The following is a 25,060-nucleotide window of genomic DNA, read 5'->3' as shown; positions in this document are numbered from 1 at the left end:
TCCGAAGGGAGGTTTCATAACATGATCCAACAAGAATCTCGTTTGAAAGTTGCTGACAACTCTGGTGCCCGCGAACTTTTAACAATTAAAGTATTAGGCGGCTCTGGTCGTAAATATGCTTATATTGGTGATATTATCGTTGCTACGGTAAAACAAGCAACACCAGGTGGCGTTGTTAAAAAAGGTGACGTTGTTAAGGCAGTAGTGGTACGTACGAAGAGCGGAGCTCGTCGTCCGGACGGTTCTTACATTAAATTTGATGAAAACGCAGCGGTTATCATCAAAGACGATAAGAGCCCACGTGGTACTCGTATCTTCGGACCAGTAGCTCGTGAATTACGTGATAGCAACTTCATGAAGATCGTTTCTTTAGCTCCAGAAGTTCTATAATTTAAGGTATTGCCTTGCTAAGGAGGTGCAGAATTAAGATGCATGTAAAAAAAGGTGATAAAGTTCAGGTAATCACTGGTAAAGACAAAGGAAAACAAGGTGTTATCCTTGTGGCTTTCCCAAAGCAAAACCGTGTTATCGTTGAGGGTGTTAATATCGTTAAAAAACACTCTAAGCCATCTCAATTAAATCCACAAGGTGGAATTATTACGAAAGAAGCACCTATTCACGTTTCTAATGTTATGGTATTAGATCCGAAAACAGGCGAACCTACTCGCGTAGGCTTCAAAGTAGAAGATGGTAAAAAAGTGCGTATTGCAAAAAAATCTGGTGAATTATTAGATAAATAATTTTCTTAAGAAAGGAGGTCACTTCATTGAATCGCCTTAAAGAGAAGTTCCAAAAGGAAATTACTCCTGCTCTAATGAGCAAGTTTAACTATAAATCTGTGATGGAAGTACCGAAAATCGAAAAGATCGTAATCAACACTGGTGTTGGTGACGCGGTATCTAACTCAAAAGCTTTAGACAATGCAGTAGAAGAATTAACTCAAATCGCAGGTCAAAAACCTGTTGTAACTCGCGCTAAAAAATCAATCGCTGGTTTCCGTCTTCGTGAAGGTATGCCAATCGGTGCGAAAGTAACTTTACGCGGTCAGCAAATGTATGAGTTCTTCGATAAATTAGTATCAGTTTCTTTACCACGTGTACGTGATTTCCGTGGTGTTTCTAAGAAATCATTTGATGGTCGTGGGAACTACACATTAGGTGTTAAAGAGCAACTAATTTTTCCTGAGATTGATTATGATAAAGTAAGTAAAGTCCGAGGTATGGACATCGTAATCGTTACTACAGCGAAAACTGATGAAGAAGCTCGTGAACTTTTAACACAATTCGGTATGCCATTCCAAAAATAATGGAAGCCAACGCTAAGTAGAGGAGGCGAAAACGTGGCTAAAAAATCTATGATCGCGAAACAAAAGCGTACTCCTAAGTTTAAAGTACAAGAGTATACACGTTGCGAACGCTGCGGTCGTCCGCATTCTGTATACCGCAAATTTAAGCTTTGTCGTATTTGTTTCCGTGAACTTGCATATAAAGGTCAAATTCCTGGTGTTAAAAAAGCTAGTTGGTAAAACCCACAAATGGGAAGGAGGTAAAACACATGGTGATGACAGATCCAATTGCAGACATGCTTACTCGCATCCGTAATGCGAACATGGTACGTCATGAGAAATTAGAGGTTCCTGCTTCTAAAATCAAAAAAGAGATCGCTGATCTTTTAAAACGTGAAGGTTTCATTCGTGATGTAGAATACATCGGGGATAACAAACAAGGTATCCTTCGTATTTTCCTGAAATATGGTGCAAACAATGAACGTGTAATCACTGGATTAAAACGTATCAGTAAACCTGGCTTACGCGTTTACGCAAAAGCTGATGAAGTACCTCGTGTACTTAACGGATTAGGTATCGCTCTTGTTTCTACATCTAAGGGAGTAATGACAGACAAAGACGCTCGTCAATTACAAACTGGTGGAGAAGTAGTAGCATACGTTTGGTAATATATATTTAAAACGAACGGAGGTGTGACCACATGTCTCGTATTGGTAAAAAGATTCTTGAAATCCCTGCAGGTGTTACTATTACAGTTGCAGAAGACAATACTGTAACAGTAAAAGGCCCTAAAGGTGAATTAACTCGTACTTTCAAAACTAATATGTCTATCAAAATTGAAGAAAATACACTAACAGTTGAGCGTCCATCTGATCAGAAGGAACACCGTGCATTACACGGTACAACTCGTGCTTTAATCGGAAACATGGTTGAAGGTGTAACTACAGGTTTTGCACGCGGACTTGAATTAGTCGGTGTTGGTTACCGTGCTCAAAAACAAGGTGATAAACTTGTTTTAAGCGTAGGTTATTCTCATCCAGTAGAAATGACTCCAGAAGCAGGACTTGAAGTTGAAGTACCTGTACCAACTAAAATCGTAATTAAAGGTATCGACAAGCAACGTGTTGGCGAATTTGCTGCTAACATCCGTGCTGTACGTGCTCCTGAACCATATAAAGGTAAAGGTATTCGTTACGAAGGCGAAGTTGTTCGTCGTAAAGAAGGTAAAACTGCTAAGTAAACCCGTTAGGTGAAAGAAAGGAGTGACAAGAATGATCACTAAAGCTGCTAAAAATGCGACTCGTAAGAAAAGACATGCACGTGTACGTGCTAAACTTACTGGTACTGCAGAACGTCCACGTTTAAACGTGTACCGTTCTAACCAACATATTTACGCTCAAGTTATTGATGATGTAAATGGTGTAACATTAGTAAGTGCATCTACTCTTGATAAAGACCTTGCTCTTAACGGTACTAGCAATACTGAAGCTGCTACGAAAGTTGGAGAATCAGTTGCTAAGCGTGCTGTAGAGAAAGGCGTTAAAGAAGTAGTATTTGATCGCGGTGGTTACTTATACCATGGCCGTGTTAAAGCTCTAGCTGAAGCTGCTCGTGAGGCTGGATTACAATTTTAATGGTCAAAGGAGGGAAAATTGATGCAACGCATTGACCCAAGTAAATTAGAACTTGAAGAACGTGTAGTTACGATAAATCGTGTCGCGAAAGTTGTTAAGGGTGGTCGTCGTTTCCGCTTTGCTGCACTAGTTGTAGTTGGCGATAAAAACGGTCATGTTGGATTCGGTACTGGTAAAGCACAAGAGGTACCAGACGCAATCCGTAAAGCTATCGAAGACGCTAAGAAAAACCTAATCGCAGTACCATTAGTTGGTACAACAATTCCACATACAATCAACGGTCATTTTGGAGCTGGTGAAGTATTCTTAAAACCTGCTGCTGAAGGTACTGGTGTTATTGCTGGTGGACCTGTTCGTGCGGTACTAGAATTAGCTGGTGTACAAGATATTCTTTCGAAATCTCTTGGTACTAACACACCAATCAACATGATTCGCGCTACTGTGAACGGATTAAGCGAACTTAAGCGCGCTGAAGATGTTGCAAAATTACGCGGTAAATCTGTAGAAGAGCTACTAGGTTAAGGAGGGAAAACAAATGGCGAAAAAGTTAGAAATTACCCTCACTCGTAGTGTAATTGGTCGTCCACAAGATCAACGTGCGACGGTAGAAGCTTTAGGTCTTAAAAAGTTGAATTCAACTGTAGTTAAGGAAGAAACTCCTGCTATTCTTGGTATGATCAACAAAGTTTCTCACCTTATAACTGTAAAAGAAGCTTAAGGATAACTCATTAATATAAGGAGGTGCCTGGGAATGAAACTTCATGAATTAAAACCTGCAGAAGGTTCTCGTAAAGTACGTAACCGTGTGGGCCGTGGTATCGGTTCTGGTAACGGTAAAACTGCTGGTAGAGGTCATAAAGGACAAAACGCACGTTCTGGCGGCGGTGTTCGTCTTGGCTTCGAAGGTGGTCAAACTCCACTATTCCGTCGTTTACCAAAACGCGGCTTCACAAACATTAACCGTAAAGAGTTTACTATTGTAAACTTATCAACGTTAAATCGTTTTGAAGATGGTACAGAAGTAACACCTGAATTATTGCTGGAAACTGGCGTTATCAGCAAGTTAAACGACGGTGTTAAAATTCTTGCAAGCGGAGCAGTAGAGAAAAAATTAACTGTTAAAGCGCACAAGTTCTCTTCAAGTGCTAAAGAAGCAATTGAAGCAGCTGGCGGATCAGTTGAGGTGATCTAATGTTTCGTACAATCTCCAACTTTATGCGCGTTGCTGAGATAAGACGTAAAATATTATTCACTTTAGCGATGTTAGTCGTATTCAGGATTGGCACGTTTATCCCAGTGCCATTTACAAATGGAGACGTACTGAAAGCACAAGATCAATTAAATGCCTTAGGTATCCTAAATACATTTGGCGGTGGCGCCTTGAAGAACTTCTCCATCTTCGCGATGGGAATCATGCCGTATATTACAGCATCCATCATCGTGCAATTATTGCAGATGGATGTTGTTCCTAAATTTTCGGAATGGTCGAAGCAAGGCGAAATGGGCCGTCGTAAACTAACGCAATTCACGCGTTACTTTACAATTGTTCTTGCGTTTATTCAGGGGTTTGGTATGTCAATCGGTTTTAACGGTATGGTAGGTGGGCAATTAATTTTGAATCCAGGTTGGAGCACTTATTTATACATTGCTACGGTACTGACTGCTGGTACTGCATTTTTAATGTGGTTAGGTGAGCAGATTACATCTAAAGGTGTAGGTAATGGTATTTCCATCCTTATCTTTGGTGGTATTGCCGCGGCGATCCCAAGTGTTATATCTCAAGTGTATCAACAACAGTTTCAAAATATCGGAGATCAATTGTTCATGAGTATCGTTAAAGTTGCATTGATTTTACTAGCTGTGCTAGCAGTTATTGTTGGTGTTATTTTCATTCAACAGGCTGTTAGAAAGATCCCAATTCAATACGCGAAGCGTGTAACAGGAGGGAATGGGAATCATGCTGGAGCACAAAACACTCATTTACCACTTAAGGTAAATAGTGCGGGTGTTATTCCAGTCATTTTTGCTGTTTCATTCTTAATTACGCCTCCAACTATTGCACAGTTCTTCCCGAAACATGATGTATCGCAGTGGATTATTGCAAACTTTAACTATTCTCACCCAGTGGGAATGATCATATATGTTGCGCTCATTGTGGCCTTCACATACTTCTATGCATTTGTTCAGGTTAATCCAGAGCAAATGTCAGAGAATCTAAACAAGCAAGGTGGATATGTTCCAGGTATTCGTCCGGGTAAGAATACAGAACAATATCTAACAAAAATCTTGTATCGTTTGACCTTTGTGGGATCAATTTTCCTAGCAGCGATTGCAATCTTACCAGTTATCTTTACGAAATTGGGAAATCTTCCTCCATCTGCACAGATTGGTGGAACGAGTATGTTAATCGTTGTCGGCGTTGCTTTAGAAACAATGAAGCAGCTAGAAAGCCAATTAGTAAAACGCCATTACAAAGGGTTTATCAAGCAGTGAGTAAGTGGGAAGAATTATCTTCCCTACATGCTCATGTACTGAGGGGGAACAAGGATGAACTTAATTTTAATGGGGCTTCCTGGTGCTGGTAAAGGTACACAAGCCGAACAGATTGTTGCCAAGTATAACATCCCTCACATCTCAACGGGAGATATGTTCCGTGCAGCTATGAAGGCTGAAACTGAACTTGGTTTACAAGCAAAATCTTTTATTGATAAAGGTGCGCTTGTTCCAGATGAAGTTACAATCGGAATTGTTCGTGAACGTTTAAGTCAAGAAGACTGTATTAAAGGATTCTTATTAGATGGTTTCCCACGAACTGTTGCACAAGCATCAGCTCTTGAAGAGATTATGAAAGATCTTGGCAAAAAAATCGATTATGTTTTAAACATTAATGTGGATTCAGGGTTGTTATTAACACGCCTTACAGGTCGTCGCATTTGTAAAGAGTGCGGTGCGACTTACCACTTAGAATTCAATCCGCCAGCAAAAGCTGATGTGTGCGATAAATGTGGTGGCGAATTATATCAACGCTCTGATGACAACGAGGAAACTGTAGCAAATCGTTTAGATGTAAATATTAAGCAAACAAAACCTTTGCTTGATTTCTACGGGGAGCTTGGTTACTTAGAAAGCATTAATGGTGAGCAAGATATCAATAAAGTATTTGCTGATATCGATGTTCTCATCGGGTGCTTAGCGTAATGATCATCTGCAAAACTCCTCGCGAGATAGAAATCATGCGAGAAGCTGGCAGGATCGTTGCTTTAACTCATCAAGAGTTGAAACAACATATTACTCCAGGAATTACAACGAAAGAGCTCAATCAAATAGCGGAAAAGACGATTCGAAAATATGGTGCTACGCCATCTTTTAAAGGATATAACGGATTTCCGGGGAGCATATGTGCTTCTGTAAATGAAGAGCTTGTACACGGGATTCCAGGGAAGCGTAAGCTCGAAGAGGGCGATATCATCAGTATCGATATTGGTGCGAAATACAATGGGTACCATGGAGATTCTGCATGGACGTATCCAGTTGGAAACATTTCTGAATCTGTTCAAAAGTTACTTGATGTCACAGAAAAATCGTTGTATCTTGGTCTAGAACAAGTAAAACCAGGCGAAAGATTATCAAATATCTCACATGCGGTTCAAACCCATGCTGAAGAGAATGGATTCTCGATTGTTAGGGAGTATGTTGGTCACGGAATCGGGCAAGACTTACATGAGGACCCTCAAATCCCGCACTATGGTCCACCAAATAGAGGCCCTAGATTAAAGCCGGGAATGGTCATCTGTGTTGAGCCGATGGTGAATCAAGGAAGACGATATGTAAAAACACTATCTGATGACTGGACAGTGGTAACGGTAGATGGTAAATGGTGTGCCCACTTTGAGCACACGATTGCTCTTACAGAAGCAGGATACGAAATCCTTACCACTTTATAAGTAGCTGGCTCTCCGGGATTTCAGAGCAGTGTAAAATGTTACTGATTTGAAGAAGGGAGAACTATTGAATGGCTAAAGATGATGTAATTGAAGTCGAAGGTACCGTTCTTGAAACGTTGCCAAATGCTATGTTCAAAGTAGAATTAGAGAATGGGCATGTCGTATTGGCTCACGTTTCTGGTAAAATCCGTATGAACTTCATTCGTATTTTACCAGGAGACAAAGTTACGGTAGAATTATCTCCGTACGATTTAAATCGTGGTCGTATTACGTACCGTTTTAAATAATATAGCACTCCGTAATCTTTAAGGAGGTTCGAGACATGAAAGTAAGACCGTCAGTTAAACCAATCTGCGAAAAATGTAAAGTTATTCGTAGACGTGGAAAAGTAATGGTTATTTGTGAAAACCCTAAACATAAACAAAAACAAGGTTAATCAGAAGGAGGTGCATTCAGAATGGCACGTATCGCAGGTGTAGATATTCCTCGTGACAAGCGCGTTGTTATTTCTTTAACTTACGTATTCGGCATTGGTCGCCCAACTGCTGAAAAAATCATTACAGAAGCTGGTATTTCTTCGGAAGCACGAGTTCGTGATTTATCGGAAGATGAATTAGGACGTATCCGTGATATCATCGATCGTATTAAAGTTGAGGGAGACCTTCGTCGTGAAGTATCTCTTAACATTAAACGTCTAATGGAGATCGGTTCTTACCGTGGTCTTCGTCACCGTCGTGGTTTACCAGTTCGTGGTCAAAACTCTAAAAACAATGCTCGTACACGTAAAGGTCCACGTCGTACAGTAGCAAATAAAAAGAAATAATAAGTAAAGGAGGTTGAACTAACAATGGCACGTAAAACAAACACTCGTAAAAAACGTGTGAAAAAGAATATTGAAGCTGGTATAGCTCATATTCGTTCTACTTTCAACAACACAATCGTAACACTTACAGATACTCACGGTAACGCACTTTCTTGGTCTAGTGCTGGTGCACTTGGTTTCCGTGGATCTCGTAAATCTACTCCATTCGCTGCGCAAATGGCTGCTGAAGCTGCTTCTAAAGTTGCAATGGAGCATGGTTTAAAAACTTTAGAGGTTACTGTTAAAGGTCCTGGTGCTGGTCGTGAAGCTGCAATTCGTGCTCTTCAAGCGGCAGGTCTAGAAGTAACAGCAATTAGAGATGTTACTCCAGTTCCTCATAATGGATGTCGTCCACCAAAACGTCGTCGTGTGTAATTTTTCTGTATAGAATTTTCCCTTTTGTCTATAATGGATATGATGCATTATCGAGAAATTTCGTACAGAAACATCGCTTGTTGTGCACAATCGGGAACTGCCTAAGGGGGACTTTCGGTTAAACAGAGGTTCTTCCTTTGTTTAACCGGGGTTTCGACGTTTTGAAGGAGGGTTTAGTTAATGATTGAAATCGAAAAACCGAAAATCGAAACGGTTGAACTTAACGAAGATGCTAAGTATGGCAAATTCGTGATTGAACCGCTTGAGCGTGGATATGGTACTACTTTGGGTAACTCCTTACGTCGTATTCTTTTATCCTCACTCCCTGGTGCCGCTGTAACTGCTATCCAAATCGATGGCGTTTTACACGAATTTTCAACAATTGAGGGCGTAGTAGAGGACGTTACGACGATGATCTTAAACTTGAAAAAGTTAGCTCTTAAAATCTACTCTGAAGAAGAGAAGACGTTGGAAATCGATGTACAGGGCGAAGGTATTGTCACAGCTGCTGATATTACTCACGATAGTGATGTTGAAATCTTAAATCCAGATTTACACATTGCAACGTTAGCAAAAAATGCGCATTTCCGCATGCGTTTAACTGCAAAGCGTGGCCGTGGGTATACGCCAGCTGTTGCAAATAAAAGCGAAGATCAACCAATAGGAGTAATTCCTATTGATTCTATTTATACTCCAGTATCACGTGTGACTTACCAAGTGGAAAAGACACGTGTCGGACAAGTGGCTAATTATGATAAGCTTACGCTTGATGTATGGACGGATGGAAGCATCGGGCCAAAAGAAGCTATCTCTTTAGGTGCCAAAATCTTAACTGAGCATTTAAATATCTTTGTTGGTTTAACTGACGAAGCACAAAATGCTGAGATTATGGTCGAGAAGGAAGAAGATCAAAAAGAAAAAGTTCTAGAGATGACTATCGAAGAACTAGATCTTTCTGTTCGTTCTTATAATTGCCTAAAACGTGCAGGAATTAATACTGTACAAGAGCTTGCGAACAAAACAGAAGAAGATATGATGAAAGTTCGTAACTTAGGACGTAAATCCTTAGAAGAAGTTAAACATAAACTTGAGGAATTAGGTTTAGGTTTACGTAAAGACGACTGAGGATTTAAACCCATCAACAAAGGAGGGAACTACGAATGGCATACAGAAAATTAGGCCGTACAAGTGCGCAACGTAAAGCTATGTTACGTGATTTAACTACTGATTTAATTATCAACGAGCGCATTCAAACGACAGAAACTCGTGCAAAAGAACTTCGTTCTGTAGTGGAAAAAATGATCACTTTAGGTAAACGCGGAGATCTTCATGCTCGTCGTCAAGCAGCAGCTTTCATCCGTAATGAGGTTGCTAACGCTGAGACTGGTCAAGATGCACTTCAAAAATTATTCGCTGATGTAGCTCCACGCTATGCTGAGCGCCAAGGCGGATACACTCGTATTGCAAAAATTGGTCCACGTCGCGGAGACGCAGCACCAATGGTAATTATCGAGCTAGTATAATGATAATTAAAAGGGCAAGACAGTTCTTTTCAAGTAACTGGTCATGGCCCTTTTTTTTTAAATATAGAAAAACGGGCTAACTTGGCGAAAGAAAGGGTGCCTTGTATTGAAAAAAGAGAAACTTCGGACAGAAAATATATCATTTCAATATCCTGGGGCAGCCTCTTATGCATTAAAAGATGTTTCGTTTTCCTTATATGAAGGAGAATGGGTATCTGTTATTGGACAAAATGGTTCAGGGAAGTCTACACTTGCAAAATTATTGAATGGCTTATTTTTACCGGAATCAGGGACAATTACTTTAAATGATACAATGATTTTATCAGAGGAAACAGTATGGGATGTTCGAAAGCAAATTGGGATGGTATTTCAAAATCCAGATAATCAATTTGTTGGAACGACAGTACAAGATGATGTTGTATTCGGCCTAGAGAACATCGGAATGCCAAGGGAGCAGATGATAGAAAGACTAGAACAAGCTCTGCAACTTGTCCGTATGGAAGATTTTTTAAATGAAGAGCCCCATTCGTTATCTGGTGGACAAAAGCAGCGAGTCGCAATAGCAGGTGTTCTAGCACTTCAGCCATCTATTTTAATACTAGATGAAGCAACTTCAATGTTAGACCCTCAGGGGAGACGTGAAGTAGTAGAAACGGTCAGACAACTTGTTAATCAAAAGGGTATTACGGTGTTATCGATTACGCACGATTTAGAAGAAGCGGCACAGTCAGACCGTATTATTATTTTGAACAAAGGAGAAATATTAGAGGAAGGTACTCCAGAGAAAATTTTCAAATCCTCTCATATGCTCCAAGAGATTGGATTAGATGTACCTTTTTCGGTGAAAATAGCAGAATTATTAAAAAAAAATGAAATTCACTTGCAAAATACGCATCTTACAATGGAAAGCTTGGTGAACGAACTTTGGAGATTACATTCCAAAAAGTAGAACATCGTTATCAATATAAAACTCCATTTGAAAGACGCGCACTTTATGATGTAGACGTGTCGTTTCCAAGTGGGGGCTATTATGCCATTATCGGTCATACTGGTTCAGGTAAGTCGACGATGATTCAACATTTAAATGGTTTATTGCAGCCGACAAATGGTACGGTTCAAATTGGTGAACATTTAATTTCAGCAGGGAAGAAAGAGAAGAAACTTAAGCCGCTACGAAAAAAAGTAGGGGTTGTCTTTCAGTTTCCAGAACATCAACTATTTGAAGAAACAGTTGAAAAGGACATTTGTTTTGGACCTACTAATTTTGGTGTATCTGAAGAAGAGGCAAAACAAAAGGCGAAAGATGCAATCCAGCTTGTTGGATTGGACATAGAGTTATTAGCACGTTCTCCGTTTGAATTAAGTGGTGGGCAAATGAGGCGTGTTGCAATAGCAGGCGTACTTGCGATGGAACCCGAAGTGCTTGTATTAGATGAACCTACAGCAGGGCTTGATCCGAAAGGACAGCACGAGCTCATGGAGATGTTTTACAATTTGCATAAGGAACAGGGGCTTACAGTCATTCTTGTTACCCATAATATGGAGGATGCCGCTAAGTATGCAGATCAAATAGTGGTCATGCATAAAGGAACGGTCTTTTTGCAAGGAAGAGCAGAGGAAGTATTTTCATATGCTGATGAATTAGAACAAATCGGTGTGGATCTTCCAATGTCTTTAAAGTATAAACGTGCAATTGAAGAGAAGTTTGGTATTTCAATTTCGAAGGCTACCTTATCTTTAGAGGATCTTACTCATGAAGTTGTACAGGTGTTACGAAAAGGTGGTCATGAATCATGCAGCAGTTGATTATTGGGAGATATATTCCAGGTCAGTCACTCGTTCATCAACTTGATCCTCGTACGAAGCTGTTGATTGTCTTTTTATATGTATTTGTTGTTTTCTTAGCAAATAATGCGATTTCATATGGGTTTTTATTCTTATATGCACTCATTGCTTTATTTTTTGCAAAAGTGCCGATTCGTTATGTACTTTCGGGCTTAAAACCAATTTTATGGATTTTTCTTTTTACATTTTTCCTGCATATTTTTACAAATAAAGAAGGGGAAGTACTATTCCAGCTTGGTTGGTTTTCGATACATGAAAAAGGATTAGAGCAAGGAATCTACATTTCTATACGATTTTTCGTTATTATTTTAATGACGACATTATTAACGTTAACAACGACACCAATTGAGATTACAGATGGTTTAGAGACGTTATTAAAGCCGTTGAAGCGTATGAAAGTTCCTGTTCATGAAATCGCATTAATGATGTCAATTTCTCTTCGATTTATCCCCACATTAATGGATGAAACGAGTAAAATCATGAAAGCGCAGGCGTCACGTGGTATTGATTTTGCTGGGGGACCGATAAAAGATAGGATGAAAGCTATTATCTCACTACTCGTTCCATTATTTATCAGTGCTTTTAAGCGTGCAGAGGACTTAGCGATTGCGATGGAATCTCGTGGATATAAAAGTGGCGAAGGACGTACTAAATTTAGGCAACTACGCTGGAAAATAAGTGATACAGTAACAATTGTAAGCTTACTTTGTTTAGCTTGTATTTTAGCATGGGTGCGGTCGTAATGGAGAATAGAGAAATGGAAAGAATAAAATGTACAGTTGCATATGATGGCATTCATTTTTGTGGTTACCAAATTCAACCACAGCATCGTACTGTTCAACAAGAAATAGAGAAAGCATTGCAGAAGTTGCATAAAGGAGAACTTGTTCGTGTGCAGGCATCAGGCAGAACGGATTCTACCGTTCACGCCAAAGGACAAGTGATACACTTTGATACACCTTTGTCTCTTGAAGAGTGGCAATGGAGTAATGCTTTAAATACAATGTTGCCGGATGATATTATTATCAGGCAAGTAGAGAAGAAAACAGAAGAATTTCATGCACGTTACGGTGTCGAGAAAAAAGAATATCGCTATCGTGTATTATTATCAAAGCCTGCGGATGTATTCCGTAGAAATTACGTATATCAATATCCATATCCGCTCGAAATAAACTCTATAAGAAAAGCGATTCCTTATTTTATTGGAACGCATGACTTTACTTCTTTTTGTTCGGCAAAAACTGACAAAAAAGATAAAGTGCGAACAATTTATGAAATCGAATTAATTGAGCAAGACGATGAATTAATTTTTCGCTTTGTAGGTAATGGATTTTTATATAATATGGTCAGAATTATTGTTGGTACGTTACTTAGCGTAGGCCAAGGAAGGCTTGATCCTGATAGTATTCCAGAGATTTTAGCGAAACAAAATCGCCAGTTTGCTGGAAAGATGGCTCCAGGTCATGGACTTTACTTATGGCAGGTAAACTATAACAACTAATCCTGGTGTAACATTTGCTTGACATTAGAAACTCAACAGTATATCATAACATATGGTATTGTTTCTAAAACCACGATTAGCCCCGGAAGGAAATCGTGTTTAAGATAAACAATAGATTTTTTCTATGGAAAAGATAACGAGGAGGGAAACACATGCGTACGACTTTTATGGCAAAAGCTAACGAAGTTGAGCGTAAATGGTATGTGGTTGATGCTGAAGGTCAAACTTTAGGTCGCCTATCTACTGAAGTAGCATCCATTTTACGTGGTAAACACAAACCTACATTTACACCACACGTTGACACGGGTGATCATGTAATTATTATTAACGCTGAGAAAATTCATTTAACAGGTAATAAATTAAACGATAAAATTTACTACCGTCACACTAACCACCCAGGTGGACTTAAGCAAAGAACAGCTCTAGAAATGCGTACAAACTACCCTGTACAAATGTTAGAGCTTGCAATTAAAGGCATGCTTCCAAAAGGACGTTTAGGACGTCAAGTGTCTAAGAAATTAAACGTGTATGCTGGAGCAGAGCATCCACACCAAGCACAACAACCAGAAGTTTACGAACTTCGCGGATAATTAATTAAAGGAGGGCTTACTTTGGCACAGGTTCAATACTATGGCACTGGACGTCGTAAGAGTTCAGTAGCGCGCGTACGCCTAGTTCCAGGCGAAGGACGCGTTATCATTAACGGTCGTGATTTTGAAAAATATATCCCATTTGCTGCATTACGTGAAGTAGTGAAACAACCTCTAGTTGCAACAGAAACTTTAGGTAACTACGATGTACTTGTAAACGTAAATGGTGGTGGATACACTGGTCAAGCTGGTGCTATTCGTCACGGTATTTCTCGCGCTTTATTAAAAGCTGATCCAGAATACCGTCTAACACTAAAACGTGCAGGTCTATTAACTCGTGACGCACGTATGAAAGAGCGTAAAAAATACGGTCTTAAAGGCGCACGTCGTGCACCTCAGTTCTCAAAACGTTAATTTTTGCGAACTTCAAACCCCAACCATTTTGGTTGGGGTTTTTTTATGTTTAATTCTTCTTTTGTAATTTTTGTAGCTTGGAATATTTTAGTGCTACCGCCTCGCGTATGCTTCTTCTTTAGAAGCTTAGACTAATACGTATTAGGGAGGTTTATAAGTACTATGAATGTCATTGTCAGCTTACAAGAAAAACAAAAAGAAAAGCAGTTAAAATACGAGCGGAAGATGCTGCGAGAATTATCATTAAAAACATTGCGTTCAAATATTCGTGATGCCTTTCAGATGCAAGAACTTCATCGTCAGTATGAAGATTATTGTATTGAACTAGGGATAGAATCTTATTTATTAGGAGCGAGATACAGTAAATTTGGTTATCATGGTGAATCATTCTTTGATGTGAAATATAGGGCTTTAGAAGAAGAACAACAATTAACTGAAACGTTATTTCAATTTTTAACGAGTATGACTATACGTGAAATTAAGTTGCAAGACGAGGAATTGCTTTTTGAATCTTGTCAGCAGTTTATCGGCTTGTGGTGGCAGGAAGGGTATGAAAAAGGCGAAAGAAGATATCGATTAAAGCTACACTAAGACAAGCATAAACTTTCCTCTTGTCCCATATAAGTAATTAGAGGGACTAGCTGGAGGAGGAAAGGTATGAAGAGAATTCGAATTATCTCTTTTGCGCTCGCTGCGGTTGTTTTGTTTTTTTTAGTTAAACAAGAATTTCAAATTACAAAATCGTGGCGAGCTTGGAATTTACCCTTATCAGGGAAAGTGATTGTACTAGATGCTGGGCATGGTGGGCCAGACGGAGGGGCTGTTGGTGGAAAGGATATTGTAGAAAAAGATATTACGCTTGAGATTACAAAAAAGGTACAAGATTATTTACAAGAACAAGGTGCTTTAGTCATTTTAACGCGTGAAGGAGATTATGATTTAGCTAATAAAGATACAAAGTCATATAGTAGACGTAAAGCAGAGGATTTAAAAAAGCGTGTGGATATCATTAATAAGCCTGATGTAGACTTTTTTGCGAGTATTCATTTAAATGCCCTAACTAGTAGTGGGTCTAAGGGCGCACAAACGTTCTACTACCGTTCTTCGATTGAAAATGAACGGGCTGCGAAATTTATACAAGCTGAATTGAGAACAAGCTTAGAAAATACGAATCGTTCTGCTAAAACAATTCCTCACGTGTATTTATTGAAGTATGCCAAAAAACCAGGTGCTTTAATTGAGGCTGGCTTTTTATCGAATGTGAATGAAAGATATATGTTAAATTCGGAGAAATACCAGCAAAAAGTAGCGGCTGCAATATATCGTGGTATATTACGTTATTTTACGGAAAAAGGAAATCCTCCAGAATAAGGAGGATTTTTCGAGTTTCTCTCGTTAACGAAGTTTTCCGAAAATATGTTATACTGGAAATGTAAACGCATTTATTTCAAAAATAAAGAGAGATAAATTTAATTAACATTACGTTATTTTTCATACAGGGGGCTGGGCTAATTATGGTAACAAAAGAGCAGGTAGTGGAAGCTTTGGAAGGGATTGTAGATCCGTTTATACATAAAACGTTAAAAGAAACAAATGCAATTAAAGAGGTAACAGTCAAGCCTGAGAAGGAACATGTAAGTGTTAAAATTGCAATTGTAAAGACAGGTACAGCGGAACAAATGCAGTTGCAGTCTGGAATTGTAAAGTTAGTAAAAGAACTTGGAGCAACAACAGTTGGACTTCGTTTTGCAGAATTTACAGAAGAGGAATTAGCTCAGTTTGCACCACCGCAAGAGGAAGAGAAAAGTGAATCCTTATTATCAACGAACTCAAATACAACATTTTTAGCAGTAGCAAGTGGAAAAGGTGGAGTAGGGAAATCGACTGTTTCAGTTAACCTTGCAATTGCTTTAGCTCGTTTAGGAAAAAAGGTTGGTATCATTGATGCGGATATTTATGGTTTTAGTGTACCGGATATGATGGGTATAGAAAAACGCCCAATCGTAAGAGGTGATAAGATAATACCAGTGGAGCGTCTAGGCGTGAAAGTAATCTCAATGGGATTCTTTGTAGAAGATAACGCACCTGTTATTTGGAGAGGACCGATGCTTGGGAAAATGTTAAATCACTTTTTCACAGAAGTAGAATGGGGTGATTTAGATTACTTAGTATTGGATCTACCACCAGGTACGGGTGATGTTGCTTTAGATGTGCATTCGATGTTGCCGGCTTGTAAAGAGATTATTGTAACAACGCCGCATCCAACAGCGGCATTTGTAGCAGCGCGCGCTGGAGCCATGGCCTTACGTACAGAACATAGTATTCTTGGTGTTGTTGAAAATATGGCGTATTTTGAAAGTAAAGCAACTGGTGAAAAAGAGTATGTGTTTGGAAGAGGTGGAGGAGATAAATTAGCTACGGAACTCCAAACGGATGTACTTGGCCGAATTCCACTTCAACAACCTGATTGGAATAAAGAGGACTTTGCGCCGTCAGTATATGAAGATACACATACAACGGGTCTTATTTATCGTACGATAGCTGAGACAGTTATTGATAAAACAGCTGTTACACAAAAATAAAGTAATAATGAGTGGACAATATATACATTGTCCGCTCATTACTATAATTTTTATTGTTGTTCTTTGTTCCCATCTTGAGAACCACCTGCGCCTTTCTTATCAGACCCACCTTTTTCAGCTTTTTGTACACCTTTACTAATGATGTCAATCATCTTAGCTTGGAAGAGTGGACTTTCGGCAGTTTCGGTTAGTACTTGCTGTAAATATTGACGATATTCTTTACTCTTCATTGTTTGTAACATAATTTTCTCTACTTCAGGATTTTTCATAATCTCTATAACACCTGATTGGTATTCAGGATCTTTTAGTAAAGTTTTCATTAAGTTCGTTTGTTCTTTTCCCATGCTTTTAGCAAATTTCGATGAGAACTCAGGGTCTTTAAAGAGCTTTTCCCAGAATTGTTGCCCTTTTTCAGATACCATCGCATCTTCAATCGTTTTCTTTACTACTGTTTCATCTAGTATGAGGGCTTGTTTCATTTTTTCATCAGTTAATACATCTTGGATCGCCTTTTTTCCTTGGTCGGTTTTTAAAATATCAACAATCATTTTTTTTGTTTGATCATAATCAAGTTCGGATTTTGCTTCTTTTTCTTGTGCACATGCCACTAGTGCTATAAATAGAAAAGAAGAAATCAAAACGAGCAGCATCCGTTTCATAAGTTGGAGCTCCTTTCAGCAAAGTTCTCTTTTTTTAATATAAATCTCTTTAAGGAATTTATACATTAACATGGCTAGCTTTTTGAAATTGTCATTGATACAATTTAATTAGAAATATAAGAATAATGGGGGATGTGTTGTGAATAGCCGCAAGTGGGTACGACTATTTTTTACGACGTTGTTTCTTGGTGGGATTAGCACGGTCTTTATTGGTTTTGTTTTAGAGTGGGACAAATACGCTAAGTTTTTTCAAAATTTCGACGAAAAGGAGATTCTAGCAGTTTCTTTCTGGTTGATGGGCGTAGGATTTATTTTTAGTGTTATAAGTCAAATGGGGTTCTTTGCGTATTTAACGATCCATCGTTTTGGATTAGGGATGTTCCGGTCATCTTCTTTATGGAATGCAGTGCAACTGTTCTTTATTGCGTTCGTATTATTTGATTTCGTTTATTTAAGGTCAGTACTTATTGCAAATGGAGAAGTTTCATTAGGGAATAACATACTTGTTGCTGGGATGTTATTTGTGTTTGGGGCAATTGTCGCTTACATAAAGAGTAAAGAAACGAATAAAAAAGCATTTGTTCCCGCTCTGTTCTTTATGGTTGTTGTAACAATTCTTGAATGGGTACCAGCACTCCGGATTAATGATACAGATTGGTTATATTTAATGGTGATACCACTTCTATTATGTAATGCATATCAGGTACTTGTATTGCATCGTTTAATTGGACAAAAGAGTAAGTCAGTTTAATGAGAAGAGAATGGGTTTTTAATTAACCAGATTCTTATCGTCTGTAAACACTAGGATAAAAAAAGCTCTGCTATCTTAACGAAAGATAGCAGAGCTTTTTATGTGTGAAGAACCGTGTGGAAAGGAACTACTTAATATCTTCGCTTTTTGTACTTGTGTTGGAAATAAGTTGTGATACAGATGTTTGTTCATATCCGTCGCTCTTTAATTTTTGTAAGAGTAATGGTAAAGCCTTATTTGTTTGAAGGGCAGAATCAGAAGCATGTAATAAGACAATATCGCCACCCTTTAAATTGCTAGAGACTGTGGAAACGATTTTATTTACGCCGGGATTTTTCCAGTCATTTGAATTGTTACTCCAATGAACGATGGTGTATCCGAGTGATTCCGCTATTTTAAGAGTCGTTTTGTTAAAGTCGCCACTAGGTGGACGTAATAGCTTGACTTGTTTTACGCCAAGTTTTGTAAAAACATCTTGTGCCCGTAAAAGATCTCGTCGTATTTCATTTGCTTCTAGTGAAGTGTAGGACGTGTAATTATAACCCATACTACCAATCTCATGTCCATCTTTCATGATGCGTTCGACAATATCAGGGTGTCTTTCAGCCCATGCAGCAGAGAGAAAGAAGGTTGCATTCTTAATTTCTCTTTCTTTGAGTGTATTAAGGATTGGAATAGCTTTTTGGTCTCCCCAACTAATGTCAAACGTGAATGCAACTTGTTTTTTTGCAGTGTCCCCTTTGTAAATCACTTTAGGGCCGGTAGCAGTTGAAAAAGCAGATTCATGTGAATATGTTTTTAAAAAGAGTAGCCATGCTGTAAATAAGGAAAGTACGACTATTAAGCTAATGTGTTTAAATGTCCTTTTACTCGTAATAAAAAAGAAAAACATAATATTACGCCCCTTTGTCCAATCCTTTTCAGTTACATATATGCTTTAAATTTAAAAAAGAGAACAAGGGATTAACATCGTAAGTGATGGATATAATGAGTGATAGAATTTTGTTTTTTGATGATACATTATTGATAATTGAAAATGAGTGCGGTGTTTATCGGTACACGTAAGGAGTTATTGGGGTGATAATTTGCTTGGGATTATGTTGACGAAGGAAGAGAAAAAAGAAATGGAATACATACTGAAGAGAGAATTAGAGGAACTTTTATTTGATTTTGAAGATGAGCGTATACATAGCATTGTAAAAAAGGCGATGGAAGAAAGGTATAAAATCATTTTTTGTTTATTTCGGAGAGTTGCTAATAGGGAAGAATGTATTCGTTATGTAAGAAAAAGAATTTTTTATTAAAAAGTATTGACGTTAAGAGTAAGTATATGATAAATTAATAAACGTCGCTGATGCAGAAACGCAGAAAACGACAAAAAAGAAATTGAAAAACTTAGTTGACATCGAAAAATGAAGATGTTAACATAAGGAAGTCGCAAATGAGCGACCGAGTAGTTCTTTGAAAACTGAACGAAACAAACAACGTGAACGTCAATTTTTATTTTTAGATGCTAGACAAACTAACTTTATTGGAGAGTTTGATCCTGGCTCAGGATGAACGCTGGCGGCGTGCCTAATACATGCAAGTCGAGCGAATGGATTAAGAGCTTGCTCTTATGAAGTTAGCGGCGGACGGGTGAGTAACACGTGGGTAACCTACCCATAAGACTGGGATAACTCCGGGAAACCGGGGCTAATACCGGATAATATTTTGAACTGCATAGTTCGAAATTGAAAGGCGGCTTCGGCTGTCACTTATGGATGGACCCGCGTCGCATTAGCTAGTTGGTGAGGTAACGGCTCACCAAGGCAACGATGCGTAGCCGACCTGAGAGGGTGATCGGCCACACTGGGACTGAGACACGGCCCAGACTCCTACGGGAGGCAGCAGTAGGGAATCTTCCGCAATGGACGAAAGTCTGACGGAGCAACGCCGCGTGAGTGATGAAGGCTTTCGGGTCGTAAAACTCTGTTGTTAGGGAAGAACAAGTGCTAGTTGAATAAGCTGGCACCTTGACGGTACCTAACCAGAAAGCCACGGCTAACTACGTGCCAGCAGCCGCGGTAATACGTAGGTGGCAAGCGTTATCCGGAATTATTGGGCGTAAAGCGCGCGCAGGTGGTTTCTTAAGTCTGATGTGAAAGCCCACGGCTCAACCGTGGAGGGTCATTGGAAACTGGGAGACTTGAGTGCAGAAGAGGAAAGTGGAATTCCATGTGTAGCGGTGAAATGCGTAGAGATATGGAGGAACACCAGTGGCGAAGGCGACTTTCTGGTCTGTAACTGACACTGAGGCGCGAAAGCGTGGGGAGCAAACAGGATTAGATACCCTGGTAGTCCACGCCGTAAACGATGAGTGCTAAGTGTTAGAGGGTTTCCGCCCTTTAGTGCTGAAGTTAACGCATTAAGCACTCCGCCTGGGGAGTACGGCCGCAAGGCTGAAACTCAAAGGAATTGACGGGGGCCCGCACAAGCGGTGGAGCATGTGGTTTAATTCGAAGCAACGCGAAGAACCTTACCAGGTCTTGACATCCTCTGAAAACTCTAGAGATAGAGCTTCTCCTTCGGGAGCAGAGTGACAGGTGGTGCATGGTTGTCGTCAGCTCGTGTCGTGAGATGTTGGGTTAAGTCCCGCAACGAGCGCAACCCTTGATCTTAGTTGCCATCATTAAGTTGGGCACTCTAAGGTGACTGCCGGTGACAAACCGGAGGAAGGTGGGGATGACGTCAAATCATCATGCCCCTTATGACCTGGGCTACACACGTGCTACAATGGACGGTACAAAGAGCTGCAAGACCGCGAGGTGGAGCTAATCTCATAAAACCGTTCTCAGTTCGGATTGTAGGCTGCAACTCGCCTACATGAAGCTGGAATCGCTAGTAATCGCGGATCAGCATGCCGCGGTGAATACGTTCCCGGGCCTTGTACACACCGCCCGTCACACCACGAGAGTTTGTAACACCCGAAGTCGGTGGGGTAACCTTTATGGAGCCAGCCGCCTAAGGTGGGACAGATGATTGGGGTGAAGTCGTAACAAGGTAGCCGTATCGGAAGGTGCGGCTGGATCACCTCCTTTCTATGGAGAATTGATGAACGCAGTTCATCAATAAACGTTGACTTGTTTTGTTTCGTTCAGTTTTGAGAGAACTATCTCTCAAGTTTAAATGTATGTTCTTTGAAAACTAGATAACAGTGTAGCTCATATTTTTTTAATTTTAGTTTGGTTAAGTTAGAAAGGGCGCACGGTGGATGCCTTGACACTAGGAGTCGATGAAGGACGGGACTAACGCCGATATGCTTCGGGGAGCTGTAAGTAAGCTTTGATCCGAAGATTTCCGAATGGGGAAACCCACTATACGTAATGGTATGGTATCCTTACCTGAATACATAGGGTATGGAAGACAGACCCAGGGAACTGAAACATCTAAGTACCTGGAGGAAGAGAAAGCAAATGCGATTTCCTGAGTAGCGGCGAGCGAAACGGAATCTAGCCCAAACCAAGAGGCTTGCCTCTTGGGGTTGTAGGACATTCTATACGGAGTTACAAAGGAACGAGGTAGACGAAGCGACCTGGAAAGGTCCGTCACAGAGGGTAACAACCCCGTAGTCGAAACTTCGTTCTCTCTTGAATGTATCCTGAGTACGGCGGAACACGTGAAATTCCGTCGGAATCTGGGAGGACCATCTCCCAAGGCTAAATACTCCCTAGTGATCGATAGTGAACCAGTACCGTGAGGGAAAGGTGAAAAGCACCCCGGAAGGGGAGTGAAAGAGATCCTGAAACCGTGTGCCTACAAATAGTCAGAGCCCGTTAATGGGTGATGGCGTGCCTTTTGTAGAATGAACCGGCGAGTTACGATCCCGTGCAAGGTTAAGCTGAAGAGGCGGAGCCGCAGCGAAAGCGAGTCTGAATAGGGCGTTTAGTACGTGGTCGTAGACCCGAAACCAGGTGATCTACCCATGTCCAGGGTGAAGTTCAGGTAACACTGAATGGAGGCCCGAACCCACGCACGTTGAAAAGTGCGGGGATGAGGTGTGGGTAGCGGAGAAATTCCAATCGAACCTGGAGATAGCTGGTTCTCCCCGAAATAGCTTTAGGGCTAGCCTTAAGTGTAAGAGTCTTGGAGGTAGAGCACTGATTGAACTAGGGGTCCTCATCGGATTACCGAATTCAGTCAAACTCCGAATGCCAATGACTTATCCTTAGGAGTCAGACTGCGAGTGATAAGATCCGTAGTCAAGAGGGAAACAGCCCAGATCGCCAGCTAAGGTCCCAAAGTGTGTATTAAGTGGAAAAGGATGTGGAGTTGCTTAGACAACTAGGATGTTGGCTCAGAAGCAGCCACCATTTAAAGAGTGCGTAATAGCTCACTAGTCGAGTGACTCTGCGCCGAAAATGTACCGGGGCTAAATACACCACCGAAGCTGCGAATTGATACCAATGGTATCAGTGGTAGGGGAGCGTTCTAAGTGCAGTGAAGTCAGACCGGAAGGACTGGTGGAGCGCTTAGAAGTGAGAATGCCGGTATGAGTAGCGAAAGACGGGTGAGAATCCCGTCCACCGAATGCCTAAGGTTTCCTGAGGAAGGCTCGTCCGCTCAGGGTTAGTCAGGACCTAAGCCGAGGCCGACAGGCGTAGGCGATGGACAACAGGTTGATATTCCTGTACCACCTCTTTATCGTTTGAGCAATGGAGGGACGCAGAAGGATAGAAGAAGCGTGCGATTGGTTGTGCACGTCCAAGCAGTTAGGCTGATAAGTAGGCAAATCCGCTTATCGTGAAGGCTGAGCTGTGATGGGGAAGCTCCTTATGGAGCGAAGTCTTTGATTCCCCGCTGCCAAGAAAAGCTTCTAGCGAGATAAAAGGTGCCTGTACCGCAAACCGACACAGGTAGGCGAGGAGAGAATCCTAAGGTGTGCGAGAGAACTCTGGTTAAGGAACTCGGCAAAATGACCCCGTAACTTCGGGAGAAGGGGTGCTTTCTTAACGGAAAGCCGCAGTGAATAGGCCCAAGCGACTGTTTAGCAAAAACACAGGTCTCTGCGAAGCCGTAAGGCGAAGTATAGGGGCTGACACCTGCCCGGTGCTGGAAGGTTAAGGAGAGGGGTTAGCGTAAGCGAAGCTCTGAACTGAAGCCCCAGTAAACGGCGGCCGTAACTATAACGGTCCTAAGGTAGCGAAATTCCTTGTCGGGTAAGTTCCGACCCGCACGAAAGGTGTAACGATTTGGGCACTGTCTCAACCAGAGACTCGGTGAAATTATAGTACCTGTGAAGATGCAGGTTACCCGCGACAGGACGGAAAGACCCCGTGGAGCTTTACTGTAGCCTGATATTGAATTTTGGTACAGTTTGTACAGGATAGGCGGGAGCCATTGAAACCGGAGCGCTAGCTTCGGTGGAGGCGCTGGTGGGATACCGCCCTGACTGTATTGAAATTCTAACCTACGGGTCTTATCGACCCGGGAGACAGTGTCAGGTGGGCAGTTTGACTGGGGCGGTCGCCTCCTAAAGTGTAACGGAGGCGCCCAAAGGTTCCCTCAGAATGGTTGGAAATCATTCGTAGAGTGCAAAGGCATAAGGGAGCTTGACTGCGAGACCTACAAGTCGAGCAGGGACGAAAGTCGGGCTTAGTGATCCGGTGGTTCCGCATGGAAGGGCCATCGCTCAACGGATAAAAGCTACCCCGGGGATAACAGGCTTATCTCCCCCAAGAGTCCACATCGACGGGGAGGTTTGGCACCTCGATGTCGGCTCATCGCATCCTGGGGCTGTAGTCGGTCCCAAGGGTTGGGCTGTTCGCCCATTAAAGCGGTACGCGAGCTGGGTTCAGAACGTCGTGAGACAGTTCGGTCCCTATCCGTCGTGGGCGCAGGAAATTTGAGAGGAGCTGTCCTTAGTACGAGAGGACCGGGATGGACGCACCGCTGGTGTACCAGTTGTTCTGCCAAGGGCATAGCTGGGTAGCTATGTGCGGAAGGGATAAGTGCTGAAAGCATCTAAGCATGAAGCCCCCCTCAAGATGAGATTTCCCATAGCGTAAGCTAGTAAGATCCCTGAAAGATGATCAGGTTGATAGGTTCGAGGTGGAAGCATGGTGACATGTGGAGCTGACGAATACTAATAGATCGAGGACTTAACCATATAATATGAAGCGAATGTTATCTAGTTTTGAAGGAATATATATTTAAAATTCCTTTTGACGTTCTCAAAAGAATGTCTATAATGATAAAAGTCTGGTAATGATGGCAGAGAGGTCACACCCGTTCCCATACCGAACACGGAAGTTAAGCTCTCTAGCGCCGATGGTAGTTGGGACCTTGTCCCTGTGAGAGTAGGACGTTGCCAGGCTTATATTATTCCGCAGTAGCTCAGCGGTAGAGCTATCGGCTGTTAACCGATCGGTCGTAGGTTCGATTCCTACCTGCGGAGCCATTATGCTTCCATAGCTCAGCTGGTAGAGTACTTCCATGGTAAGGAAGAGGTCACCGGTTCAAGCCCGGTTGGAAGCTTGGGAAAAGTTTTTATTTTTTTGGCCCGTTGGTCAAGTGGTTAAGACACCGCCCTTTCACGGCGGTAACACGGGTTCGAATCCCGTACGGGTCATCACTTTTGGAGGATTAGCTCAGCTGGGAGAGCACCTGCCTTACAAGCAGGGGGTCGGCGGTTCGATCCCGTCATCCTCCACCATATATTTTTAAATGTCGGAGGGGTAGCGAAGTGGCTAAACGCGGCGGACTGTAAATCCGCTCCTTTGGGTTCGGCAGTTCGAATCTGCCCCCCTCCACCATTTTCTTTAAAATAACCTGAAAGGGTTTATTTTTTTGAAAAGATAACCATACTAGTAAATATTAATGGGCTATAGCCAAGCGGTAAGGCAACGGACTTTGACTCCGTCATGCGCTGGTTCGAATCCAGCTAGCCCAGCCATTTACGAGCCATTAGCTCAGTTGGTAGAGCATCTGACTTTTAATCAGAGGGTCGAAGGTTCGAATCCTTCATGGCTCACCATTTTCGCGGAAGTAGTTCAGTGGTAGAATACAACCTTGCCAAGGTTGGGGTCGCGGGTTCGAATCCCGTCTTCCGCTTAA

At 41.3% G+C, this 25,060-nt stretch carries 32 protein-coding genes, 8 tRNA genes and 3 rRNA genes; 41 read left to right on the top strand and 2 right to left on the bottom strand.

The window, feature by feature from the left end:
• Nucleotides 1-21: 21 nt before the first annotated feature.
• From rplN to MKX77_RS23240, 28 genes are all read left to right on the top strand, one after another.
• Entirely contained in the window at nucleotides 22-390 is a 369-nt protein-coding gene (rplN, locus tag MKX77_RS23375) for a 50S ribosomal protein L14 (RefSeq protein ID WP_002063420.1), read from the top strand.
• A gap of 38 nt (nucleotides 391-428) precedes the next feature.
• A complete protein-coding gene (gene rplX, locus MKX77_RS23370) occupies nucleotides 429-740 on the top strand; it encodes a 50S ribosomal protein L24 (RefSeq protein ID WP_000558201.1) in 312 nt (103 codons plus the stop codon).
• A 26-nt stretch (nucleotides 741-766) separates the two neighbouring features.
• The gene (gene rplE, locus MKX77_RS23365; RefSeq protein WP_002091528.1) at nucleotides 767-1,306 is read left to right on the top strand and encodes a 50S ribosomal protein L5; all 540 of its coding nucleotides are present in this window, start codon (nucleotides 767-769) and stop codon (nucleotides 1,304-1,306) included.
• Between the two features lie 33 nt (nucleotides 1,307-1,339).
• Nucleotides 1,340-1,525: a 30S ribosomal protein S14 gene (gene rpsN, locus MKX77_RS23360; protein ID WP_001085700.1), complete on the top strand. Its 186-nt coding sequence runs from the start codon at nucleotides 1,340-1,342 to the stop codon at nucleotides 1,523-1,525.
• 29 nt (nucleotides 1,526-1,554) lie between these two features.
• On the top strand, nucleotides 1,555-1,953 hold the full coding sequence (gene rpsH, locus MKX77_RS23355) for a 30S ribosomal protein S8 (protein ID WP_002091529.1): 399 nt from the start codon (nucleotides 1,555-1,557) through the stop codon (nucleotides 1,951-1,953).
• Nucleotides 1,954-1,985: 32 nt separating this feature from the next.
• Entirely contained in the window at nucleotides 1,986-2,525 is a 540-nt protein-coding gene (gene rplF / locus MKX77_RS23350) for a 50S ribosomal protein L6 (RefSeq protein ID WP_002091531.1), read from the top strand.
• 31 nt (nucleotides 2,526-2,556) lie between these two features.
• On the top strand, nucleotides 2,557-2,919 hold the full coding sequence (rplR, locus tag MKX77_RS23345) for a 50S ribosomal protein L18 (protein WP_002009761.1): 363 nt from the start codon (nucleotides 2,557-2,559) through the stop codon (nucleotides 2,917-2,919).
• Nucleotides 2,920-2,940: 21 nt separating this feature from the next.
• Nucleotides 2,941-3,441 (top strand): 30S ribosomal protein S5, encoded by a 501-nt coding sequence (rpsE, locus tag MKX77_RS23340; RefSeq protein ID WP_002063426.1) that lies wholly within the window; start codon nucleotides 2,941-2,943, stop codon nucleotides 3,439-3,441.
• Between the two features lie 13 nt (nucleotides 3,442-3,454).
• A complete protein-coding gene (gene rpmD / locus MKX77_RS23335; RefSeq protein ID WP_001085231.1) occupies nucleotides 3,455-3,637 on the top strand; it encodes a 50S ribosomal protein L30 in 183 nt (60 codons plus the stop codon).
• 33 nt (nucleotides 3,638-3,670) lie between these two features.
• Nucleotides 3,671-4,111: a 50S ribosomal protein L15 gene (gene rplO / locus MKX77_RS23330; protein ID WP_002009754.1), complete on the top strand. Its 441-nt coding sequence runs from the start codon at nucleotides 3,671-3,673 to the stop codon at nucleotides 4,109-4,111.
• Complete coding sequence (gene secY, locus MKX77_RS23325) at nucleotides 4,111-5,412, top strand: preprotein translocase subunit SecY (RefSeq protein ID WP_002091534.1); 1,302 nt, start codon at nucleotides 4,111-4,113, stop codon at nucleotides 5,410-5,412. The genes rplO and secY overlap by 1 nt, the downstream gene beginning before the upstream one ends.
• A 54-nt stretch (nucleotides 5,413-5,466) precedes the next feature.
• Nucleotides 5,467-6,117 (top strand): adenylate kinase, encoded by a 651-nt coding sequence (locus MKX77_RS23320; protein ID WP_002091536.1) that lies wholly within the window; start codon nucleotides 5,467-5,469, stop codon nucleotides 6,115-6,117.
• Nucleotides 6,117-6,863 carry a type I methionyl aminopeptidase gene (gene map, locus MKX77_RS23315; protein WP_002091537.1) on the top strand — a complete coding sequence of 249 codons (747 nt, stop codon included), beginning with the start codon at nucleotides 6,117-6,119 and terminating at the stop codon, nucleotides 6,861-6,863. The genes MKX77_RS23320 and map overlap by 1 nt, the downstream gene beginning before the upstream one ends.
• Before the next feature lie 68 nt (nucleotides 6,864-6,931).
• Nucleotides 6,932-7,150, top strand: a complete 219-nt coding sequence (gene infA, locus MKX77_RS23310; RefSeq protein ID WP_001029884.1) for a translation initiation factor IF-1 — start codon at nucleotides 6,932-6,934, stop codon at nucleotides 7,148-7,150.
• Nucleotides 7,151-7,185: 35 nt separating this feature from the next.
• Nucleotides 7,186-7,299 (top strand): 50S ribosomal protein L36, encoded by a 114-nt coding sequence (gene rpmJ / locus MKX77_RS23305; protein ID WP_000868344.1) that lies wholly within the window; start codon nucleotides 7,186-7,188, stop codon nucleotides 7,297-7,299.
• Between the two features lie 21 nt (nucleotides 7,300-7,320).
• Nucleotides 7,321-7,686 carry a 30S ribosomal protein S13 gene (rpsM, locus tag MKX77_RS23300; protein ID WP_002091539.1) on the top strand — a complete coding sequence of 122 codons (366 nt, stop codon included), beginning with the start codon at nucleotides 7,321-7,323 and terminating at the stop codon, nucleotides 7,684-7,686.
• 24 nt (nucleotides 7,687-7,710) lie between these two features.
• Nucleotides 7,711-8,100, top strand: coding sequence for a 30S ribosomal protein S11 (gene rpsK / locus MKX77_RS23295; protein WP_002009745.1), 390 nt, complete (start codon nucleotides 7,711-7,713; stop codon nucleotides 8,098-8,100).
• Nucleotides 8,101-8,280: 180 nt separating this feature from the next.
• Entirely contained in the window at nucleotides 8,281-9,225 is a 945-nt protein-coding gene (locus tag MKX77_RS23290; protein ID WP_215554966.1) for a DNA-directed RNA polymerase subunit alpha, read from the top strand.
• Nucleotides 9,226-9,260: 35 nt separating this feature from the next.
• A complete protein-coding gene (gene rplQ / locus MKX77_RS23285) occupies nucleotides 9,261-9,623 on the top strand; it encodes a 50S ribosomal protein L17 (protein WP_002091542.1) in 363 nt (120 codons plus the stop codon).
• A 106-nt stretch (nucleotides 9,624-9,729) separates the two neighbouring features.
• A complete protein-coding gene (locus MKX77_RS23280; protein ID WP_215554967.1) occupies nucleotides 9,730-10,572 on the top strand; it encodes an energy-coupling factor ABC transporter ATP-binding protein in 843 nt (280 codons plus the stop codon).
• Nucleotides 10,548-11,429, top strand: a complete 882-nt coding sequence (locus MKX77_RS23275; RefSeq protein WP_002124690.1) for an energy-coupling factor ABC transporter ATP-binding protein — start codon at nucleotides 10,548-10,550, stop codon at nucleotides 11,427-11,429. The genes MKX77_RS23280 and MKX77_RS23275 overlap by 25 nt, the downstream gene beginning before the upstream one ends.
• Nucleotides 11,417-12,211, top strand: a complete 795-nt coding sequence (locus tag MKX77_RS23270; RefSeq protein ID WP_341307899.1) for an energy-coupling factor transporter transmembrane component T family protein — start codon at nucleotides 11,417-11,419, stop codon at nucleotides 12,209-12,211. Before MKX77_RS23275 ends, MKX77_RS23270 begins: the two co-directional genes overlap by 13 nt.
• Before the next feature lie 14 nt (nucleotides 12,212-12,225).
• Nucleotides 12,226-12,969, top strand: a complete 744-nt coding sequence (gene truA, locus MKX77_RS23265; RefSeq protein ID WP_002091547.1) for a tRNA pseudouridine(38-40) synthase TruA — start codon at nucleotides 12,226-12,228, stop codon at nucleotides 12,967-12,969.
• A 152-nt stretch (nucleotides 12,970-13,121) separates the two neighbouring features.
• A complete protein-coding gene (gene rplM, locus MKX77_RS23260; RefSeq protein ID WP_002029337.1) occupies nucleotides 13,122-13,559 on the top strand; it encodes a 50S ribosomal protein L13 in 438 nt (145 codons plus the stop codon).
• 21 nt (nucleotides 13,560-13,580) lie between these two features.
• A complete protein-coding gene (gene rpsI / locus MKX77_RS23255) occupies nucleotides 13,581-13,973 on the top strand; it encodes a 30S ribosomal protein S9 (RefSeq protein WP_002091548.1) in 393 nt (130 codons plus the stop codon).
• 162 nt (nucleotides 13,974-14,135) lie between these two features.
• Complete coding sequence (locus MKX77_RS23250; protein WP_002113330.1) at nucleotides 14,136-14,564, top strand: DUF2521 family protein; 429 nt, start codon at nucleotides 14,136-14,138, stop codon at nucleotides 14,562-14,564.
• Between the two features lie 66 nt (nucleotides 14,565-14,630).
• Complete coding sequence (gene cwlD / locus MKX77_RS23245; RefSeq protein ID WP_002091549.1) at nucleotides 14,631-15,344, top strand: N-acetylmuramoyl-L-alanine amidase CwlD; 714 nt, start codon at nucleotides 14,631-14,633, stop codon at nucleotides 15,342-15,344.
• A 143-nt stretch (nucleotides 15,345-15,487) separates the two neighbouring features.
• Complete coding sequence (locus tag MKX77_RS23240; RefSeq protein ID WP_341307898.1) at nucleotides 15,488-16,555, top strand: Mrp/NBP35 family ATP-binding protein; 1,068 nt, start codon at nucleotides 15,488-15,490, stop codon at nucleotides 16,553-16,555.
• 50 nt (nucleotides 16,556-16,605) lie between these two features.
• Here MKX77_RS23240 and gerD read toward each other — a convergent pair whose 3' ends face one another.
• On the bottom strand, nucleotides 16,606-17,214 hold the full coding sequence (gene gerD, locus MKX77_RS23235; protein ID WP_193648745.1) for a spore germination lipoprotein GerD: 609 nt from the start codon (nucleotides 17,212-17,214) through the stop codon (nucleotides 16,606-16,608).
• A gap of 139 nt (nucleotides 17,215-17,353) precedes the next feature.
• On the opposite strand from gerD, the gene kbaA reads away from it, so the two are divergent.
• Entirely contained in the window at nucleotides 17,354-17,965 is a 612-nt protein-coding gene (gene kbaA / locus MKX77_RS23230) for a KinB signaling pathway activation protein KbaA (protein WP_341307897.1), read from the top strand.
• Between the two features lie 127 nt (nucleotides 17,966-18,092).
• Here the strand turns inward: kbaA and pdaB are convergent, their stop codons facing one another.
• A complete protein-coding gene (pdaB, locus tag MKX77_RS23225) occupies nucleotides 18,093-18,857 on the bottom strand; it encodes a polysaccharide deacetylase family sporulation protein PdaB (RefSeq protein WP_002063440.1) in 765 nt (254 codons plus the stop codon).
• A gap of 193 nt (nucleotides 18,858-19,050) precedes the next feature.
• Between pdaB and MKX77_RS23220 the strand changes: the two genes are divergently transcribed.
• From MKX77_RS23220 to MKX77_RS23165, 12 genes are all read left to right on the top strand, one after another.
• Nucleotides 19,051-19,269 (top strand): hypothetical protein, encoded by a 219-nt coding sequence (locus MKX77_RS23220; RefSeq protein WP_033710542.1) that lies wholly within the window; start codon nucleotides 19,051-19,053, stop codon nucleotides 19,267-19,269.
• A 224-nt stretch (nucleotides 19,270-19,493) separates the two neighbouring features.
• Nucleotides 19,494-21,045: ribosomal RNA gene (locus tag MKX77_RS23215) — 16S ribosomal RNA — on the top strand.
• Between the two features lie 146 nt (nucleotides 21,046-21,191).
• Nucleotides 21,192-24,113 (top strand): 23S ribosomal RNA (locus tag MKX77_RS23210).
• 91 nt (nucleotides 24,114-24,204) lie between these two features.
• Nucleotides 24,205-24,320 (top strand): 5S ribosomal RNA (gene rrf, locus MKX77_RS23205).
• Together the 16S, 23S and 5S rRNA genes with 8 tRNA genes alongside form the textbook arrangement of a ribosomal RNA operon.
• Before the next feature lie 9 nt (nucleotides 24,321-24,329).
• A tRNA-Asn gene (locus MKX77_RS23200) sits at nucleotides 24,330-24,404 on the top strand.
• Nucleotides 24,405-24,408: 4 nt separating this feature from the next.
• A tRNA-Thr gene (locus tag MKX77_RS23195) sits at nucleotides 24,409-24,481 on the top strand.
• 22 nt (nucleotides 24,482-24,503) lie between these two features.
• Nucleotides 24,504-24,575: transfer RNA gene (locus MKX77_RS23190), tRNA-Glu, on the top strand.
• A gap of 8 nt (nucleotides 24,576-24,583) precedes the next feature.
• Nucleotides 24,584-24,659: transfer RNA gene (locus tag MKX77_RS23185), tRNA-Val, on the top strand.
• Nucleotides 24,660-24,675: 16 nt separating this feature from the next.
• A tRNA-Tyr gene (locus MKX77_RS23180) sits at nucleotides 24,676-24,759 on the top strand.
• Between the two features lie 65 nt (nucleotides 24,760-24,824).
• A tRNA-Gln gene (locus MKX77_RS23175) sits at nucleotides 24,825-24,899 on the top strand.
• A gap of 5 nt (nucleotides 24,900-24,904) precedes the next feature.
• Nucleotides 24,905-24,980 (top strand) — tRNA-Lys (locus MKX77_RS23170).
• A gap of 5 nt (nucleotides 24,981-24,985) precedes the next feature.
• Nucleotides 24,986-25,057 (top strand) — tRNA-Gly (locus MKX77_RS23165).
• Nucleotides 25,058-25,060: the final 3 nt, after the last annotated feature.

This window comes from Bacillus sp. FSL R9-9410, from assembly GCF_038050385.1.
Classification (GTDB): Bacteria; Bacillota; Bacilli; order Bacillales; family Bacillaceae_G; genus Bacillus_A; species Bacillus_A cereus_U.
The sequence above is the reverse complement of the archived record's forward strand: the minus strand, read 5'-3'. Positions and strand labels throughout refer to the sequence as shown.

What these genes read in the sequence shown, in the direction of transcription:
- rplM (WP_002029337.1), top strand. Translation starts at nt 13,122, where the DNA reads ATGCGTACGACTTTTATGGCAAAAGCTAACGAAGTTGAGCGTAAATGG.
- rplX (WP_000558201.1), top strand. Translation starts at nt 429, where the DNA reads ATGCATGTAAAAAAAGGTGATAAAGTTCAGGTAATCACTGGTAAAGAC.
- pdaB (WP_002063440.1), bottom strand. Translation starts at nt 18,857, where the DNA reads ATGTTTTTCTTTTTTATTACGAGTAAAAGGACATTTAAACACATTAGC.
- gerD (WP_193648745.1), bottom strand. Translation starts at nt 17,214, where the DNA reads ATGAAACGGATGCTGCTCGTTTTGATTTCTTCTTTTCTATTTATAGCA.
- MKX77_RS23250 (WP_002113330.1), top strand. Translation starts at nt 14,136, where the DNA reads ATGAATGTCATTGTCAGCTTACAAGAAAAACAAAAAGAAAAGCAGTTA.
- rplF (WP_002091531.1), top strand. Translation starts at nt 1,986, where the DNA reads ATGTCTCGTATTGGTAAAAAGATTCTTGAAATCCCTGCAGGTGTTACT.
- MKX77_RS23290 (WP_215554966.1), top strand. Translation starts at nt 8,281, where the DNA reads ATGATTGAAATCGAAAAACCGAAAATCGAAACGGTTGAACTTAACGAA.
- rpsH (WP_002091529.1), top strand. Translation starts at nt 1,555, where the DNA reads ATGGTGATGACAGATCCAATTGCAGACATGCTTACTCGCATCCGTAAT.
- MKX77_RS23320 (WP_002091536.1), top strand. Translation starts at nt 5,467, where the DNA reads ATGAACTTAATTTTAATGGGGCTTCCTGGTGCTGGTAAAGGTACACAA.
- MKX77_RS23270 (WP_341307899.1), top strand. Translation starts at nt 11,417, where the DNA reads ATGCAGCAGTTGATTATTGGGAGATATATTCCAGGTCAGTCACTCGTT.
- rplQ (WP_002091542.1), top strand. Translation starts at nt 9,261, where the DNA reads ATGGCATACAGAAAATTAGGCCGTACAAGTGCGCAACGTAAAGCTATG.
- secY (WP_002091534.1), top strand. Translation starts at nt 4,111, where the DNA reads ATGTTTCGTACAATCTCCAACTTTATGCGCGTTGCTGAGATAAGACGT.
- map (WP_002091537.1), top strand. Translation starts at nt 6,117, where the DNA reads ATGATCATCTGCAAAACTCCTCGCGAGATAGAAATCATGCGAGAAGCT.
- rplO (WP_002009754.1), top strand. Translation starts at nt 3,671, where the DNA reads ATGAAACTTCATGAATTAAAACCTGCAGAAGGTTCTCGTAAAGTACGT.
- rpmD (WP_001085231.1), top strand. Translation starts at nt 3,455, where the DNA reads ATGGCGAAAAAGTTAGAAATTACCCTCACTCGTAGTGTAATTGGTCGT.
- rplR (WP_002009761.1), top strand. Translation starts at nt 2,557, where the DNA reads ATGATCACTAAAGCTGCTAAAAATGCGACTCGTAAGAAAAGACATGCA.
- truA (WP_002091547.1), top strand. Translation starts at nt 12,226, where the DNA reads ATGGAAAGAATAAAATGTACAGTTGCATATGATGGCATTCATTTTTGT.
- MKX77_RS23240 (WP_341307898.1), top strand. Translation starts at nt 15,488, where the DNA reads ATGGTAACAAAAGAGCAGGTAGTGGAAGCTTTGGAAGGGATTGTAGAT.
- rpsE (WP_002063426.1), top strand. Translation starts at nt 2,941, where the DNA reads ATGCAACGCATTGACCCAAGTAAATTAGAACTTGAAGAACGTGTAGTT.
- infA (WP_001029884.1), top strand. Translation starts at nt 6,932, where the DNA reads ATGGCTAAAGATGATGTAATTGAAGTCGAAGGTACCGTTCTTGAAACG.
- rplN (WP_002063420.1), top strand. Translation starts at nt 22, where the DNA reads ATGATCCAACAAGAATCTCGTTTGAAAGTTGCTGACAACTCTGGTGCC.
- rpsM (WP_002091539.1), top strand. Translation starts at nt 7,321, where the DNA reads ATGGCACGTATCGCAGGTGTAGATATTCCTCGTGACAAGCGCGTTGTT.
- rpsK (WP_002009745.1), top strand. Translation starts at nt 7,711, where the DNA reads ATGGCACGTAAAACAAACACTCGTAAAAAACGTGTGAAAAAGAATATT.
- cwlD (WP_002091549.1), top strand. Translation starts at nt 14,631, where the DNA reads ATGAAGAGAATTCGAATTATCTCTTTTGCGCTCGCTGCGGTTGTTTTG.
- rpmJ (WP_000868344.1), top strand. Translation starts at nt 7,186, where the DNA reads ATGAAAGTAAGACCGTCAGTTAAACCAATCTGCGAAAAATGTAAAGTT.